12 protein-coding genes, 4 tRNA genes and 1 pseudogene are annotated in these 14804 nt (G+C 44.9%); 13 read left to right on the top strand and 4 right to left on the bottom strand.

Annotated elements, in window-relative coordinates:
- The first annotated feature begins 61 nt into the window (after positions 1–61).
- Both priA and BHV73_RS05100 read left to right on the top strand, forming a co-directional pair.
- Positions 62–2524 carry a replication restart helicase PriA gene (gene priA / locus BHV73_RS05105; RefSeq protein ID WP_087412077.1) on the top strand — a complete coding sequence of 821 codons (2463 nt, stop codon included), beginning with the start codon at positions 62–64 and terminating at the stop codon, positions 2522–2524.
- A gap of 6 nt (positions 2525–2530) precedes the next feature.
- The gene (locus BHV73_RS05100) at positions 2531–3040 is read left to right on the top strand and encodes a low molecular weight protein-tyrosine-phosphatase (RefSeq protein WP_009122232.1); all 510 of its coding nucleotides are present in this window, start codon (positions 2531–2533) and stop codon (positions 3038–3040) included.
- A gap of 17 nt (positions 3041–3057) precedes the next feature.
- On the opposite strand, the gene BHV73_RS05095 is transcribed toward BHV73_RS05100, so the two are convergent.
- Together BHV73_RS05095 and BHV73_RS05090 are read right to left on the bottom strand one after the other, a co-directional pair.
- Positions 3058–3843 carry a hypothetical protein gene (locus BHV73_RS05095; protein WP_022217664.1) on the bottom strand — a complete coding sequence of 262 codons (786 nt, stop codon included), beginning with the start codon at positions 3841–3843 and terminating at the stop codon, positions 3058–3060.
- A gap of 5 nt (positions 3844–3848) precedes the next feature.
- Positions 3849–5912, bottom strand: a complete 2064-nt coding sequence (locus tag BHV73_RS05090; protein ID WP_022217665.1) for an HD family phosphohydrolase — start codon at positions 5910–5912, stop codon at positions 3849–3851.
- Positions 5913–6010: 98 nt separating this feature from the next.
- On the opposite strand from BHV73_RS05090, the gene gltX reads away from it, so the two are divergent.
- Together gltX and BHV73_RS05080 are read left to right on the top strand one after the other, a co-directional pair.
- Complete coding sequence (gene gltX / locus BHV73_RS05085) at positions 6011–7537, top strand: glutamate--tRNA ligase (RefSeq protein ID WP_087412076.1); 1527 nt, start codon at positions 6011–6013, stop codon at positions 7535–7537.
- A 70-nt stretch (positions 7538–7607) separates the two neighbouring features.
- Positions 7608–8828 (top strand): 3-deoxy-D-manno-octulosonic acid transferase, encoded by a 1221-nt coding sequence (locus tag BHV73_RS05080; protein ID WP_087412075.1) that lies wholly within the window; start codon positions 7608–7610, stop codon positions 8826–8828.
- Positions 8829–8951: 123 nt separating this feature from the next.
- Here BHV73_RS05080 and BHV73_RS05075 read toward each other — a convergent pair whose 3' ends face one another.
- Positions 8952–9464: a gamma carbonic anhydrase family protein gene (locus BHV73_RS05075; RefSeq protein WP_087412074.1), complete on the bottom strand. Its 513-nt coding sequence runs from the start codon at positions 9462–9464 to the stop codon at positions 8952–8954.
- A 1-nt stretch (position 9465) separates the two neighbouring features.
- A complete protein-coding gene (locus BHV73_RS05070; protein ID WP_087412073.1) occupies positions 9466–11256 on the bottom strand; it encodes an aminopeptidase P family protein in 1791 nt (596 codons plus the stop codon).
- Between the two features lie 267 nt (positions 11257–11523).
- Between BHV73_RS05070 and rpsU the strand changes: the two genes are divergently transcribed.
- The 9 genes and pseudogenes from rpsU to secE all read left to right on the top strand — a co-directional run.
- Positions 11524–11715 carry a 30S ribosomal protein S21 gene (gene rpsU / locus BHV73_RS05065; protein ID WP_002558090.1) on the top strand — a complete coding sequence of 64 codons (192 nt, stop codon included), beginning with the start codon at positions 11524–11526 and terminating at the stop codon, positions 11713–11715.
- Positions 11716–11785: 70 nt separating this feature from the next.
- Complete coding sequence (gene xerA / locus BHV73_RS05060; RefSeq protein WP_087412072.1) at positions 11786–12670, top strand: site-specific tyrosine recombinase/integron integrase; 885 nt, start codon at positions 11786–11788, stop codon at positions 12668–12670.
- A 17-nt stretch (positions 12671–12687) separates the two neighbouring features.
- A complete protein-coding gene (hpf, locus tag BHV73_RS05055; RefSeq protein ID WP_087412071.1) occupies positions 12688–12987 on the top strand; it encodes a ribosome hibernation-promoting factor, HPF/YfiA family in 300 nt (99 codons plus the stop codon).
- Positions 12988–13080: 93 nt separating this feature from the next.
- Positions 13081–13154 (top strand) — tRNA-Thr (locus tag BHV73_RS05050).
- 81 nt (positions 13155–13235) lie between these two features.
- Positions 13236–13318, top strand: a tRNA-Tyr gene (locus BHV73_RS05045).
- A gap of 16 nt (positions 13319–13334) precedes the next feature.
- Positions 13335–13406: transfer RNA gene (locus tag BHV73_RS05040), tRNA-Thr, on the top strand.
- Between the two features lie 64 nt (positions 13407–13470).
- Positions 13471–14551: pseudogene (gene tuf, locus BHV73_RS05035) on the top strand (elongation factor Tu).
- Positions 14552–14606: 55 nt separating this feature from the next.
- Positions 14607–14679 (top strand) — tRNA-Trp (locus BHV73_RS05030).
- 14 nt (positions 14680–14693) lie between these two features.
- On the top strand, positions 14694–14804 hold a 111-nt coding region (gene secE / locus BHV73_RS14695), incomplete at its 3' end, for a preprotein translocase subunit SecE (protein WP_353681445.1).

The raw sequence follows: 14804 nt of genomic DNA, 5'->3' as shown, positions 1-14804 counted from the left end.
TGGATGGCGTTGTCGATTTTGATTGGCAACGCCATTTTTTTACGTTATCTTTGTCGCTGCAATGGAAAAGTTTGTAGATGTCATATTGCCCCTTCCTCTGCATAGCAGTTTTACGTATTTACTACCGAAAGATATGGCAGGGGAAGTACAGATTGGCTGTCGGGTAGTAGTGCCTTTCGGACGAAAGAAGTACTATACGGCCATTGTGCGGAACATACATTATTCCGCACCGACCGAATATGAGGTAAAGGAAGTGAGTGCTCTGCTGGATGCACATCCTATCCTGTTGTCCGAACAATTCAGGTTTTGGGAATGGCTGTCGGATTATTATCTCTGTACTCAGGGTGATGTCTATAAAGCGGCTCTTCCATCCGGTCTGAAATTAGAGAGTGAGACAATGGTGGAGTACAATCCCGATTTTGAATCGGATGTGCAGTTGCCGGAAAGAGAACGGAAGATACTGGACCTGCTTTCTGCAGAACCCGAACAGTGCGTTACGAAATTGGAAAAAGAGAGCGGTATCAAGAATATCCTGTCTGTGATAAAGGCCTTGCTGGACAAGGAAGCTATTTTTGTAAAGGAAGAGTTGAAGCGTACCTATAAGCCCAAGACAGAAACTCGCGTGCGCTTGACTGAAGCGGCAAGCAACGAACGACGTCTGCACTTTTTCTTTGATGAATTGCAGCGCCGTGCTCCCAAACAGTTGGATTTGCTGATGAAATATATAGAGCTCTCCGGTTGTTTGGGCAAAACACCGAAAGAAGTCACCAAGAAAGAGCTTTTACAGCGGGCTTCCGCTACTCCCGCTGTGTTCAACGGATTGGTGGAGCGCGGAGTTTTTGAGGTTTATCAGCAGGAGGTTGGCAGACTGAATACCACTTTAACCAAAGCGACATTCCCTTTAAATCCTTTGAACGAGCATCAGCAACGGGCTCACGATGATATTGCGGAGAGTTTTCAGACTAAGAATGTCTGCCTGCTGCATGGGGTTACATCCAGCGGAAAAACGGAAATTTATATTCATCTGATAGAAGAAACTATCCGTCAGGGAAAGCAAGTGTTGTATCTGTTGCCGGAGATAGCCCTGACGACACAAATTACCGAACGTCTGCAACGGGTATTCGGAGCCCGTCTCGGTATCTATCATTCTAAGTTTCCTGATGCCGAGCGGGTGGAGATTTGGCAGAAGCAACTCTCGGACGGCGGGTATGACATTATCCTGGGAGTACGCTCTTCCGTATTTTTGCCTTTCCGCAATCTGGGTCTGATTATTGTGGACGAGGAGCATGAAAACACTTATAAACAGCAAGACCCTGCACCCCGCTACCATGCGCGTAATGCCGCTATTGTGCTGGCTGCGCTGTATGGTGCCAAGACTTTATTGGGTACGGCAACCCCGTCCATCGAAACCTGGTATAACGCTATGTCCGGTAAGTATGGATTGGTGGAACTGAAAGAAAGGTATAAGGAAATACAGTTGCCGGAGATTATTTCGGTGGATATAAAGGAACTGCAACGCAAGAAGCGGATGAACGGCCCGTTCTCTCCTTTGTTGTTGCAATATATCCGTGAAGCGTTGGAACAGAAAGAACAGATTATCCTGTTTCAGAATCGCAGAGGGTTTGCCCCGATGATAGAATGTCATACGTGCGGCTGGGTTCCCAAATGTAAGAATTGCGATGTCAGCCTGACATATCATAAAGGACTAAACCAGTTGACCTGTCATTATTGTGGATATACCTATCAACTGCCTCGCATCTGCCCAGCCTGTGAGGGTGCGGATTTGCGTAACCGAGGTTTTGGTACGGAAAAGATAGAGGGTGACATCAAACTTCTGTTTCCCGAAGCTACCGTTGTCCGTATGGATTTGGATACAACCCGCACGCGTGCTGCTTATGAGCGTATTATTGCAGACTTTGAACAAGGAAAGACAGATATTCTTATCGGTACGCAGATGGTTTCCAAGGGATTGGACTTCGACCATGTAAGTGTAGTGGGCATTCTGAATGCCGATACTATGTTGAATTATCCGGATTTTCGTGCCTATGAGCGTGCTTTCCAGCTTATGGCTCAAGTGGCGGGACGTGCAGGACGGAAGAACAAACGGGGTAGGGTAGTGCTGCAAACCAAAAGCATCGACCATCTTATCATTCCCCAAGTAATAGCCAATGATTACGAAGGTATGGTGGACGGACAGCTTGCCGAACGACAAATGTTCCATTATCCCCCTTATTATCGTCTTGTGTATGTGTATTTGAAGAATCGTAATGAGACTTTGCTTGACTTAATGGCGCAGACGATGGCGGGTAAGTTGCGTGCCATTTTCGGCAATCGGGTGTTGGGACCGGACAAACCGCCTGTGGCACGTGTGCAAACCTTGTTTATCCGTAAAATCGTTGTGAAGATTGAAACGAAAGCTCCTATGGCGCATGTTCGGGAGTTACTGATACAGGTGCAGAAAGAGATGGTTATGGAAGACCGCTTCAAGTCGCTGATAGTGTATTATGACGTAGACCCGATGTAGGGAGTAATGATTGATATATGTAATATGTTGCAAACCAAAGGAAAAACTAAGATATTGTTTGTGTGTTTGGGTAATATCTGCCGTTCTTCTTCGGCGGAAGGTGTAATGAAACAACTGATTGAACAGGCCGGGCGTGAAGATGAGTTTATTATCGATTCGGCGGGTATTCTTTCCTATCATCAGGGAGAACTGCCCGATAGTAGGATGCGTGCTCATGCCGCTCGCCGTGGTTACGACCTAACGCATCGCTCCCGTCCGGTATGTACGGATGATTTCTATGATTTCGATTTAATCATCGGAATGGATGACCGCAATATTGATGATTTGAAAGACCGTGCCCCTTCTGTCGAAGCGTGGAAAAAGATACATCGCATGACGGAATATTGCACGAAGTTTACTCATGCTGACCACGTTCCCGACCCTTATTATGGTGGGGCCGAGGGTTTTGAATATGTGCTCGATGTATTGGAAGATGCTTGTGCGGGACTACTCGAGATGGTTGGGAGCAATGGATAATCGCCGGTTGTCAATCACTAATCATCCGATAGCCAATCAATGTCTCTATCCTGATAAAAGCGTTTGTTGTCGTTGAGGCTGCACGTTGCATCCACTCCGACTTGTTGTAACCGTTCGGCTATTTCATTCAGTTTCTTTCTTGAAACCCTGCCGATGTAAAAAAGGCGGTAACGGTAATCTTTATCAAGCAGTTCCATGATATGGGTAAATGTCTGCTCTCGGGCAAAATCGAAGTTTACTTTCCGCAATTCCGCATAGGGGTAGCGGATTGTCCTTCCTACGCTGTGTACGGTAAGGGCTTCATTGTCCAATGACAAATAGCAAAAACGGGTCATTAGCATACAGATGAAGAAAAGGCTCAATCCGAAAGACAGTATGGCCGGAATGAATCCCCACCATACGTCACCGCTGATGGAGTAGTACCCCAATATTAAAAACATAAGGAATAATATAAAGAACCAGAACATATACAGCGAGGGACGCTGGTAGGTTGTTGCGGGAAGAAAGTCCGTACTTCGTTCATGCGGGGTGTAGTTGGTAAAAGGTATTCCTTGAGATACCAAAAAACGGACGAGGGATGAAGGATGCTTGAAAGGCGGCAGATATAATACTTTATCCTGTTTGTCTTTCAGATGAAAAACGAATATTCCCGGACCATATTTATCTTTTCCTGTCGGGACATCCTTGTGCGATGCCTGATGATACCGTTTCATGAAACTGAAACTTTTAATCCGGTGCAGCTGAATCCGTTGGCTTTGCAACAGATGTTCCGCTCTTTGTCGTTCTTTGGCGCTTACTTCCATAGATTTTACTTTTTAAGTTCCGGGTAACTGATACGGGTGTGATAGATTGTTTTCAACTTCTCTTTGAAAACGGCTTTCACCGTCGCTATATCCTTGAAGGTGATAGGGCATTCTTTGAAATAACCTTCCTCTACCTGAGAATCGATGATTTTGTCTACCAGATTGCTGATGCTTTCTTCCGTATATTCGGGCAGACTGCGTGATGCTGCTTCTACGGAGTCGGCCATCATCAGGATAGCCTGCTCCTTGGTGAACGGATTGGGACCGGGATAAGTGAACAGTTCGTCGTTAGGTTCCTCACCGGGATGTTCGTTTTTCCAAGAAATGTAGAAATATTTTGTTTTTCCACGACCGTGATGTGTGGTGATGAAGTCTTTGATGACTTTAGGCAGGTTGTTTTTCTCTGCCAGTTTCAGTCCGTCCGTTACGTGGCTGATAACGACTTGCGCACTTTGTTCGTAGCTGAGGTTCTTGTGTGGGTTGACACCGCCCGACTGGTTCTCGGTGAAGAATACCGGATTCTCCATCTTGCCAATGTCATGATATAGAGCGCCTGTACGTACCAGCTGGCTCTTTGCACCGATACGGTTGGCGGCTTCGGCGGCGAGGTTGGCTACCTGCATGGAATGTTGGAATGTACCCGGTACGGTTTCCGACATACGTCGCAGTAAGCTGTTATTGATATTGGACAATTCCACTAAAGTAACGTTCGATGTAAAGCCAAAAGTTTTTTCTACCAGGAAAAGCAGCGGGTAAGTAAAGAGCAGCAACACGCCGTTTATGACAAAATAAGTGTACATGCTGCCGTTCAGCTTCGATAAATCGTTTTCCGTTATCAGTTCGAAAGCGAAGTAAACGGCTGCATAGGTCAGAATTACCAGAATGGCGGTGCGGAATAGCTGTGAGCGTTGTGATAACTCTCTCAAACTGAAAATGGCAACCAGTCCGGCCGTAAGCTGCAACAGTATAAACTCATGCGGATAGCGCAGGCAGATGGAACATATCAGTATCGTGACGACCTGCGTGAGGAAAGCCGTCCGGGAGTCGAGGAACACGCGGATAATGATAGGCAGCATGGCATAAGGAATGACATATACATTGAATATGTTGTTTGCCACCATAACGGCCGTTATCACACAGTAAAACATGATAAGGGCGAAGAGCAGCGAGAGACTGCCCTTGCGGTTATAATAGTCCTTACGGAAAAGGTCGAGATAGAGCATGAAACAAAGCATGAAGATACTGACGTATAATACTTGTCCTGCCAGCATCAACCGTTTCTGCCCGATGGATTCGCTACGCTGGATGGACTCTTTGCGCAGACTTTCGAGGATGTTGTAGGTTTCTTGGTTCACTATCTCGCCGCGGTCGATGATTTTCTGTCCGCTCAGTACGATACCGTTTGCCCATGAGTAGTTGTCGAGGATTTCTTTCTTGGCGGTTTCCGTCCGCTGGGCATCGTAAGTGAGGTTGGGCGACAAGTACTCGTTGAGAGAACATTGCCGAAGTATGTTCGGATGATAGTGAGTGGTATCGGCAGTAAGGAGATAGGCGTATGCCTGTTTTACGGAATAGAGTTTATCGATATTCCGTTGGTTGGCAAGCTTGTCGTTTATCACCATGATGGCGGATGTACTGTCTTTGTGCAATTGGTCAAGTTCTTCGGTAGAAAGTATTCCAGCCTGATATACTTCGGAAAGTATCCTTTCTATATGGCGGATGTAATCGGCAGAAGGCAGGACGTCGCGCAGGTGCATTTGATAATCGTCTTTCAATTTTTTGAGCGCCTGTTTCTCCGTACTTTTATTCAACTGAAAATAGGGTTGGAAAGAAGCCAGGATGCTGTCTTGCTCTCTTTTTACTACTTGGTCGTCTTTGTAGATAGGGAAATCGAAAGTGGCCATCAGCTGTCCGTACTTCCAGGGTTTGTCAATATCAAACTGGTAATTGAACTTGCCGTCCCTTGGCAGGAAGTACACGATAATTCCGACGGTGCCTATAAAAATAAGTGCCCTGTATATCAAATCTCTGAACGATAACTCTTTGTTTTTGCCTTTGAAATAACTCATATCGGTTGAAATTTTTGCGAAAAGTACAAAAAAAAAACAATAGTATGGAAAAAAAGGTTTAATTTTGCCGTCTAATTTATTTATAAGTAAGATAGATTATGACAGAAAGAAAGGTCAGAGTCCGTTTTGCCCCAAGTCCTACGGGGGCGTTGCACATCGGCGGTGTGCGTACTGCGTTATATAATTATCTCTTTGCGCGTCAGCATGGAGGAGATTTAATTTTCCGTATTGAAGATACTGATTCTAACCGGTTTGTACCGGGAGCGGAAGAATATATATTGGAGTCTTTCAAGTGGCTGGGTATTCCTTTTGATGAAGGTGTCAGCTTCGGCGGAGAACATGGTCCGTACCGTCAGTCCGAGCGTCGTGAAATATACAAGAAGTACGTGCAGGTGCTGTTGGATGCTGGTAAGGCTTACATCGCTTTTGATACTCCGGAAGAATTGGATACCAAGCGTGCGGAAATAGCCAATTTCCAGTATGATGCTTCTACGCGTATGCAGATGCGCAATTCGTTGACGCTCTCCAAAGAGGAAGTGGATACGCTGATTGCAGAGGGCAAGCAGTATGTAGTACGTTTCAAGATAGAACCGAATGAAGATGTGCATGTGAACGACTTGATTCGTGGCGAAGTAGTGATAAACTCGTCTATCCTTGACGATAAAGTTCTTTATAAATCGGCAGACGAACTGCCTACCTACCACTTGGCGAATATTGTGGACGACCATTTGATGGAAGTCTCTCACGTTATCCGCGGTGAGGAATGGTTGCCTTCCGCTCCGTTACACGTGCTGTTGTATCGTGCTTTCGGCTGGGAAGATACGATGCCGGCTTTCGCGCATTTGCCGTTGTTGCTGAAGCCCGAAGGTAACGGCAAGCTCAGCAAGCGTGACGGTGACCGCCTCGGTTTCCCGGTGTTCCCGTTGGAATGGCACGATCCTAAGTCGGGTGAGGTGTCTTCGGGCTATCGCGAATCGGGTTATCTGCCTGAGGCCGTTATCAACTTCCTTGCCTTATTGGGCTGGAATCCGGGCAATGACCAGGAACTGATGTCGATGGACGAACTTGTGAAACTGTTCAATCTGAGCCATTGCAGCAAATCGGGTGCCAAGTTCGACTATAAGAAAGGTATCTGGTTCAACCATGAATATATTCTTCAAAAATCGGATGAAGAACTTGCGGAACTTTTCAAACCGGTGCTGAAAGATAATGGTGTAAATCCCGATGCATATAGCGATGCATTCCTTACTACGGTAGTTTCTTTGGTAAAGGGACGCGTCAATTTTGTAAAAGAGTTGTGGGATCAAACCCGTTTCTTCTTTGTCGCTCCCCGGCAATACGCCGAGAAGGATGTGAAGAAGCGCTGGTCGGAAGATACTCCGCGCATCATGACGGAGCTTATGGAAGTGCTTTGCGGCATTGCGGATTTCTCGTCAAAACCATCAGAAGATATTGTAATCGGTTGGATTACGGAAAAGGAATATCACATGGGTAATGTGATGAATGCTTTCCGTCTGGCAGTGGTGGGCGAGTGCAAGGGACCGCATATGTTTGATATTACCGCGTTGCTGGGCAAGGAAGAAACGCTTTCCCGTATTCAGCGTGCTATCGAAACATTGAAATAAATAATCAGGAATGAGGGATTTCTTGTCATACCGTTTGCATTCTTCATTATTCATTCTTAACTGAGATAGTATGCTTTATAATTTGGCAATAATAATCTATGATATTGTGGTACATCTGGCTGCTCCTTTCAGCCGTAAACCACGGAAGATGATGAAGGGACATTGGGTGGTGTATGAGCTTCTTCGGCAACAGTTGGAGAAGGATGCGCGCTATATCTGGTTCCACGCGGCTTCTTTGGGCGAGTTTGAGCAGGGGCGTCCGTTGATAGAGAAGATACGTGCCAAATATCCCGATTATCGTATTTTGCTGACATTCTTTTCGCCGTCGGGTTACGAAGTGCGTAAGAATTACCGGGGGGCGGATATTGTTTGTTACCTGCCTTTCGACAAGCCACGCAATGTGAAGAAGTTCCTCGATTTGGTGAATCCCTGCATGGCATTCTTCATCAAGTATGAGTTTTGGAAAAACTATCTGGATGAGTTGCACAAGCGTCGCACACCTGTTTATAGCGTGTCTTCCATCTTCCGTCGCGGGCAGATTTTCTTTAAATGGTACGGCGGAACGTACAGAAACGTGCTGCGTAACTTCGACCATATATTTGTGCAGAATGAACGTTCCAAGCGTTATCTGTCGAAAATCGGCATCAATAAGGTGACTGTAGTGGGTGATACCCGTTTCGACCGTGTACTTCAAATTCGGGATGAAGCCAAGGATTTGCCACTGGTTGAGCTGTTTAAAAATAATACAATGACTTTTGTTGCCGGAAGCTCCTGGCAACCCGATGAGGATTTGTTCATCGAATATTTTAACCGGCATCCGGAAGTGAAGCTGATTATTGCTCCGCACGTAATTGATGAAAACCATTTGGTGGAGATAATCCGCAAACTGAAACGTCCGTATGTACGTTATACCCGTGCGGATGAGAAGAATGTCCGTAAGGCGGATTGTCTGATAATAGACTGTTTCGGGTTGCTCTCTTCCATCTACCGTTATGGGGAGATTGCCTATATCGGCGGTGGTTTCGGAGTGGGCATTCATAATACGCTGGAAGCTGCTGTGTACGGTATTCCGGTAATCTTCGGCCCGAAGTATCAGAAGTTCCAAGAAGCCATCCATCTGTTGGAAGCGAAGGGCGGGTTCTCTATCAAGAGCTATGAGGAGTTGAAAATATTGCTTGACCGTATGCTGGGAGATGAAGATTTCCTTCGTGAAGCCGGTAAAAATGCCGGAGCTTACGTAACCGATAATGCCGGGACTACGGATAAGGTTCTGGGTATGATAAACTTTTAGCAGATTGATTGTTATCAATAGAACAACCTATACTACCTGTCATTCAGAGCGAAGCGAAAAAGCTACTCTCCTCTATATGTAGAAGGAGCAGCTTTTTCGCTTCGCTCTGAATGACAGGTAGCCTTATTTATACCAATCGGAATACATCAGGTAGTTGTGCGCAATCTTTTGATTTAATTCTTTAGCCTGTTCAGGGTCTACCTTTTTGATGAATTTGGCAGGTACGCCTCCCCAGATGCTTCCCGGCTCTATTACGGTATTGCTAAGTACTAACGAACCGGCGGCTACAATAGCACCTTCGCCTACTACGGCATTGTCTAAGATAGTGGAACCCATGCCTACGAGTGCGTAATCCTTGATTGTGGCTCCGTGAATGGTGACATTGTGTCCCACAGAAACATGGTCTCCTATCTCAATTGTAGATTTCTCATACAGGGTGTGCAGTACGCTTCCGTCTTGGATGTTTACACCGTTGCCGATACGAATGGAGTTGACGTCGCCACGCAGTACGGTACTGAACCAGATACTGCAATCACGTCCCATTTTTACATTTCCGATGATAGCAGTGTTATCTGCTAAAAAACAGTTCTCTCCGATTTCCGGAGTAAAGCCTCTTACTGATTTTATTAGTGCCATTTTATTTAGTGATTATTGCTTTACATGCTTCTTTCAACCATTCCCTTTCATCATTGTTCAAGTCCGGCGCCAATTTTTCATATACAGTTTGGTGGTACTTGTTCAGCCACTTGATTTCTTCTGCTGTCAGCAGCTCTTTGATAATACCTTTCCGGCAGATGGGACATAGGGTGATTGTTTCAAATTTCAGGTAATTGTCGAACATGCCTTTGCCCGCAGGAACGGTCAATACAAGGTTTTCGGTACGGATACCATGACTCCCGGCTTTGTACACACCCGGTTCGTTGGAAGTAATCATACCCGGTTGTAAAGGGATGGGATTCTCGTTCATCCGTATGCTTTGCGGTCCTTCGTGTACATTGAGGAAATGTCCTACTCCATGTCCGGTTCCATGCAGGTAGTTCATGTGCTGCTGCCATATCGGCATGCGTGCCAACACATCCAGTTGCGCTCCGCGGGTGCCTTCGGGAAATACGGCCATTGCCAATGCGATATGCCCTTTTAATATTAAGGTGTAGTCAAGCTTTTCTTCTTCCGTCAGGTTACCGAGCGCGATAGTGCGGGTTATATCTGTTGTTCCGTCCAGATATTGTGCTCCGGAATCCAGCAGTAGAAAACCTTCCGGTTTTAGCGCTACGTCCGTTTCTGGAGTGGCTTCATAATGAACGATGGCTCCGTGTTCTTTGTAGCCGGCAATCGTGTCAAAACTTTCTCCCATGTAGAGCGGCTGGGCTGCCCGGAATTCATGCAGCTTTCTGTCTACGCTGATTTCCGTTTCTCTGCCTGCAGGAACGGCCTCTTCCAGCCATTTCAAAAACCTGACTAATGCTATTCCGTCTCTTTGCATCGCTGCGTGGATTCCGATTATTTCTTGCTCATTGCGAACCGCTTTCAGTAAAGCAATGGGAGATGTACCGTTGATTATCCGGCATGCGGGACAAATCGCCGAATAGATGGCATAATTTGTTTTTACTGGATTTACCAGTATGCTTTCCGCATGAGTATTGCTAAGGTAATCTTCTATTTCTTTGTATCCATGTATGGAAATACCGTTTGCTTTGAAATATGAAGCCAATTCGGCTGTGACCTTTTGCGGCTGGATGAAATAGTGTATTTCGTATCTCTCAATCAGCAGATAACTTACAACAACCGGATTACAATGCACGTCACTTCCCCGGATGTTGAGCAGCCATGCTATCTCGTCCAGTGCCGACAGCAATAAAGACTCTGCACCCGCCGCTTTCATTTTTTTTCGGACGGCCGACAGCTTTTCCGTAAAACTCTTACCTGCATACTTCGTGTCGTAAACAAATGCCGGAGCCAACGGCATTGCCGGTCGGTCGCTCCATAACAGTTGCATGGGGTCAGCGATGCTTTTTACATGAATGCCGCTTTGCCTCAGTTCCCGTTGCAGATGTTGCACTTCGTCGGCAGAAAACATTTTTCCGTCTATGCCCACTGTGTCGCCCTTCTGTAATAGCGAACTCAAAAATGCGGGAATACTTGGCGTTTCGGGTAACATCTCTTTGTATAATGCGATACCGGTTCCTTCTATTTGCCGGTCGGCTTGCAGGAAATAGCGGGAGTCTGTCCACAACCCGGCCTCTTTTGCTGTGACAACTACCGTACCCGCAGAGCCGGTAAAGCCTGAAATCCATTCTCTCGACTGCCAGTGCGGCGCTACATACTCACTGAGGTGAGGGTCTGTACTTGGAATGATGAATGCTTGTATGTTTTCTTTGACGATGTGTGCCCGTAGGGCAGTAATGCGTTCGTTTATTATTGAATTCATACTATAAAGGTATTGGTAAGTGCTTTCAAAGATACTCACTTTACTTCAATTATGGACGAGATCCGGTTATTTTATTATGGTCGCTGCCGCAAGTGCAACTTCTTGTACGGATGATTTTGATAGCTGCCAGTAATAAAGGCAGGTATTTTATATCGGGATTATCGTTTTTTTTTGCCGAAAGTTTTGTGAATAAAGAAAGTATGTGTAATTTTGCCGCTCAATTTGATCGTGAGATTTTATAAACCATTAAATTTTAAAAACAAAAAAATGATTGTAGTACCTGTAAAAGAAGGCGAAAACATTGAAAAAGCGCTGAAGAAATTTAAAAGAAAATTTGAAAAGACTGGTATCGTTAAAGAGTTGAGGAGCAGACAGCAGTTTGATAAACCGTCTGTGACTAAAAGACTTAAGAAAGAACGTGCAGTTTACGTTCAGCAACTTCAACAAGTAGAAGATTAATAATTCGTAATTTCCTTTGAATTATTGGATTCTTTTTCATACATTCGTTGCATGATTTAGATGTAACGATATGTTGTTGACAGATTCTTTTCTTGACTATCTTTTGTATGAGCGGAATTATTCCAGATATACCGTGGAATTCTACCGGACGGATATTCTTGAACTGCAGAAGTTTGGCGAGGAACTGTTGGGTGATTTAACTCCGTCGGATGTAGATGCGGAACTTGTTCGTGAATGGATTGCTTCCTTGATGGATAGAGGTTATGCTTTTAATTCGATAAATCGAAAGTTGAGTTCTATCCGTACTTATTATAAATACCTTTTGCGGAAAGGGGTGGTTGAGTCGGATCCATTACAGAAGATAACGAGGCCGAGGAAAAAGAAGCCGCTTCCGGTTTTTCTGAGAGAAAGCGAAGTGAATAGGCTGTTGGATGATATCGACTTTGGAGAAGGATTTGAAGGGTGTCGTGACCGTATGATTGTCGAAATGTTTTATGCGACCGGCATGCGACTTTCGGAATTGGTAGGGTTGGATGATAAAGATGTTGATTTCTTGGCTTCCCTGATTAAAGTGGTGGGAAAACGGAATAAACAACGTCTGATACCTTTTGATGAAGAGTTAAGATGGTCTATGCAGGAATATGTCAATGAGCGAAATAAATCGTTTCCGGTTCGTTCGGATGCTTTTTTTATTCGGAAGAACGGAGGGCGGATTACTCGTAGTATCGTAGCATATATTGTGAAACGGAACCTGTCGAAGGTAGTAACTGTAAAAAAAAGAAGTCCCCATGTGTTGAGGCATACCTTTGCAACGGCTATGCTCAATAACGGTGCTGATTTAGGCTCGATAAAAGAGTTACTTGGGCACGAAAGTTTGGCGACTACCGAAGTTTATACGCATGCTACTTTTGAAGAACTTAAAAAAGTGTATAATCAGGCTCATCCTCGGGCCTAAAGAAAAAGGAGGTAAGTATGATAGTTAGAATTCAATCGATTCACTTTGATGCGTCAGAGCAGTTGCAGTCTTTTATTCAAAAGAAAGCTGCCAAATTGGAGAAATATTACGATGATATAGAGAAAGTAGAGGTGTCATTAAAGGTAGTTAAACCGGAAACGGCCGAAAATAAAGAAGCCGGAGTGAAAGTGTTGGTTCCAAATGGCGAACTTTATGCAAATAAGGTTTGTGATACGTTTGAAGAAGCAGTCGATCTTTGTTTGGAGGCTTTGGAAAAACAGCTGGTTAAGTACAAGGAAAAACAACGGAGCAAATAAAATTCCGCTAAAATTTTGCGGGTAAAAAATAAATGTCTAAATTTGCAGCCGTTTCGCTCACACTAGAACGTTGCGGTTGCATTTTTTAAGCCTGCCTCTTTAGCTCAGTTGGCCAGAGCACGTGATTTGTAATCTCGGGGTCGTTGGTTCGAATCCGACAAGAGGCTCAAAAGAAAGTGGATTGTCGTCGGAGAATTGAAATATATCATACGAGGATTCCGGTAGAGGAAAAAAGAGTTCTATATATTGGGCAAATACCAGAGTGGCCAAATGGGGCAGACTGTAAATCTGCTGGCTTACGCCTTCGGTGGTTCGAATCCATCTTTGCCCACAACTCCGGTTTCCCTGCTGTTATAGCTCAGCGGTAGAGCACTTCCTTGGTAAGGAAGAGGTCCCGGGTTCAAGTCCCGGTAACAGCTCATAAAGATGTAAAAGCTGATTATTAAAAGCTGATTATTAATCAAATAAATAACAAGTAAAGCTATGGCTAAAGAGAAATTCGAACGTACCAAACCGCACGTAAACATTGGTACAATTGGTCACGTAGACCACGGTAAAACCACGTTGACTGCTGCTATCACTACTGTGTTGGGCAAAAAAGGTTTTTCTGAAGTAAAATCATTTGATCAGATCGACAACGCTCCTGAAGAAAAGGAAAGAGGTATTACTATCAATACTTCACACGTTGAGTATGAAACCGCTAACCGTCACTACGCTCACGTAGACTGTCCGGGTCACGCTGACTACGTTAAGAACATGGTAACTGGTGCTGCTCAGATGGACGGTGCTATCATCGTAGTTGCTGCAACTGATGGTCCGATGCCTCAGACTCGCGAACACATCTTGTTGGCTCGTCAGGTAAACGTTCCTAGACTGGTTGTATTCATGAACAAGTGCGACATGGTAGATGACGCTGAAATGTTGGAGCTCGTTGAAATGGAAATGCGTGAACTGCTTTCAGCTTACGAATTCGATGGCGACAACACTCCTTTCATTCAAGGTTCTGCTCTTGGTGCATTGAACGGTGTTGAAAAGTGGGAAGAAAAAGTTATGGAATTGATGGATGCCTGCGATAATTGGATTCCATTGCCTCCGCGTGATGTTGATAAACCGTTCTTGATGCCAGTTGAAGATGTATTCTCAATTACTGGTCGTGGTACTGTAGCTACTGGTCGTATCGAAGCCGGCGTTATCCACGTAGGTGACGAAGTAGAAATCCTTGGTTTGGGTGAAGATAAGAAATCAGTTGTAACTGGTGTTGAAATGTTCCGCAAACTGTTGGATCAAGGTGAAGCTGGTGACAACGTAGGTCTGTTGCTCCGTGGTATCGACAAGAACGAAATCAAACGTGGTATGGTTCTTTGTACAGTTCTATCTGCGTACTATGGACTGTACAGGTGAAATCACTCTTCCGGAAGGAACTGAAATGGTAATGCCTGGTGATAACGTAGAAATCACTGTAGAATTGATCTACCCGGTAGCATTGAACGTAGGTTTGCGTTTCGCTATCCGTGAAGGTGGTCGTACAGTAGGTTCTGGTCAGATTACTGAAATTCTCGACTAATAACCAAATATCTTAATCAGTTCCCGGTATTCTGTCGGGAACTGATTATGTTCACACGGGAGTAGCTCAGTTGGTAGAGCACCGGTCTCCAAAACCGGGTGTCGGGAGTTCGAACCTCTCCTCCCGTGCTAATATTTTTAAAATGAAGAAGATAGTAGCTTATTTTAAAGAAACTTACGACGAACTTGTTCATAAAGTGTCGTGGCCTACGTATTCTGAACTTACTAACAGTGCAGTAGTTGTTTTATATGCT

It is taken from the genome of Bacteroides sp. 44_46, from assembly GCF_001915465.1.
Classification (GTDB): Bacteria; Bacteroidota; Bacteroidia; order Bacteroidales; family Bacteroidaceae; genus Bacteroides; species Bacteroides clarus.
Note: the sequence above shows the minus strand (reverse complement) of the source record. Positions and strands in the feature narration are given on the sequence as shown.

Coding starts and splice junctions, on each gene's coding strand:
- gltX (WP_087412076.1), top strand. CDS start 6,011: ATGACAGAAAGAAAGGTCAGAGTCCGTTTTGCCCCAAGTCCTACGGGG.
- xerA (WP_087412072.1), top strand. CDS start 11,786: ATGTTGTTGACAGATTCTTTTCTTGACTATCTTTTGTATGAGCGGAAT.
- rpsU (WP_002558090.1), top strand. CDS start 11,524: ATGATTGTAGTACCTGTAAAAGAAGGCGAAAACATTGAAAAAGCGCTG.
- BHV73_RS05100 (WP_009122232.1), top strand. CDS start 2,531: ATGATTGATATATGTAATATGTTGCAAACCAAAGGAAAAACTAAGATA.
- priA (WP_087412077.1), top strand. CDS start 62: ATGGAAAAGTTTGTAGATGTCATATTGCCCCTTCCTCTGCATAGCAGT.
- hpf (WP_087412071.1), top strand. CDS start 12,688: ATGATAGTTAGAATTCAATCGATTCACTTTGATGCGTCAGAGCAGTTG.
- BHV73_RS05080 (WP_087412075.1), top strand. CDS start 7,608: ATGCTTTATAATTTGGCAATAATAATCTATGATATTGTGGTACATCTG.
- BHV73_RS05095 (WP_022217664.1), bottom strand. CDS start 3,843: ATGGAAGTAAGCGCCAAAGAACGACAAAGAGCGGAACATCTGTTGCAA.
- BHV73_RS05075 (WP_087412074.1), bottom strand. CDS start 9,464: ATGGCACTAATAAAATCAGTAAGAGGCTTTACTCCGGAAATCGGAGAG.
- BHV73_RS05090 (WP_022217665.1), bottom strand. CDS start 5,912: ATGAGTTATTTCAAAGGCAAAAACAAAGAGTTATCGTTCAGAGATTTG.
- BHV73_RS05070 (WP_087412073.1), bottom strand. CDS start 11,256: ATGAATTCAATAATAAACGAACGCATTACTGCCCTACGGGCACACATC.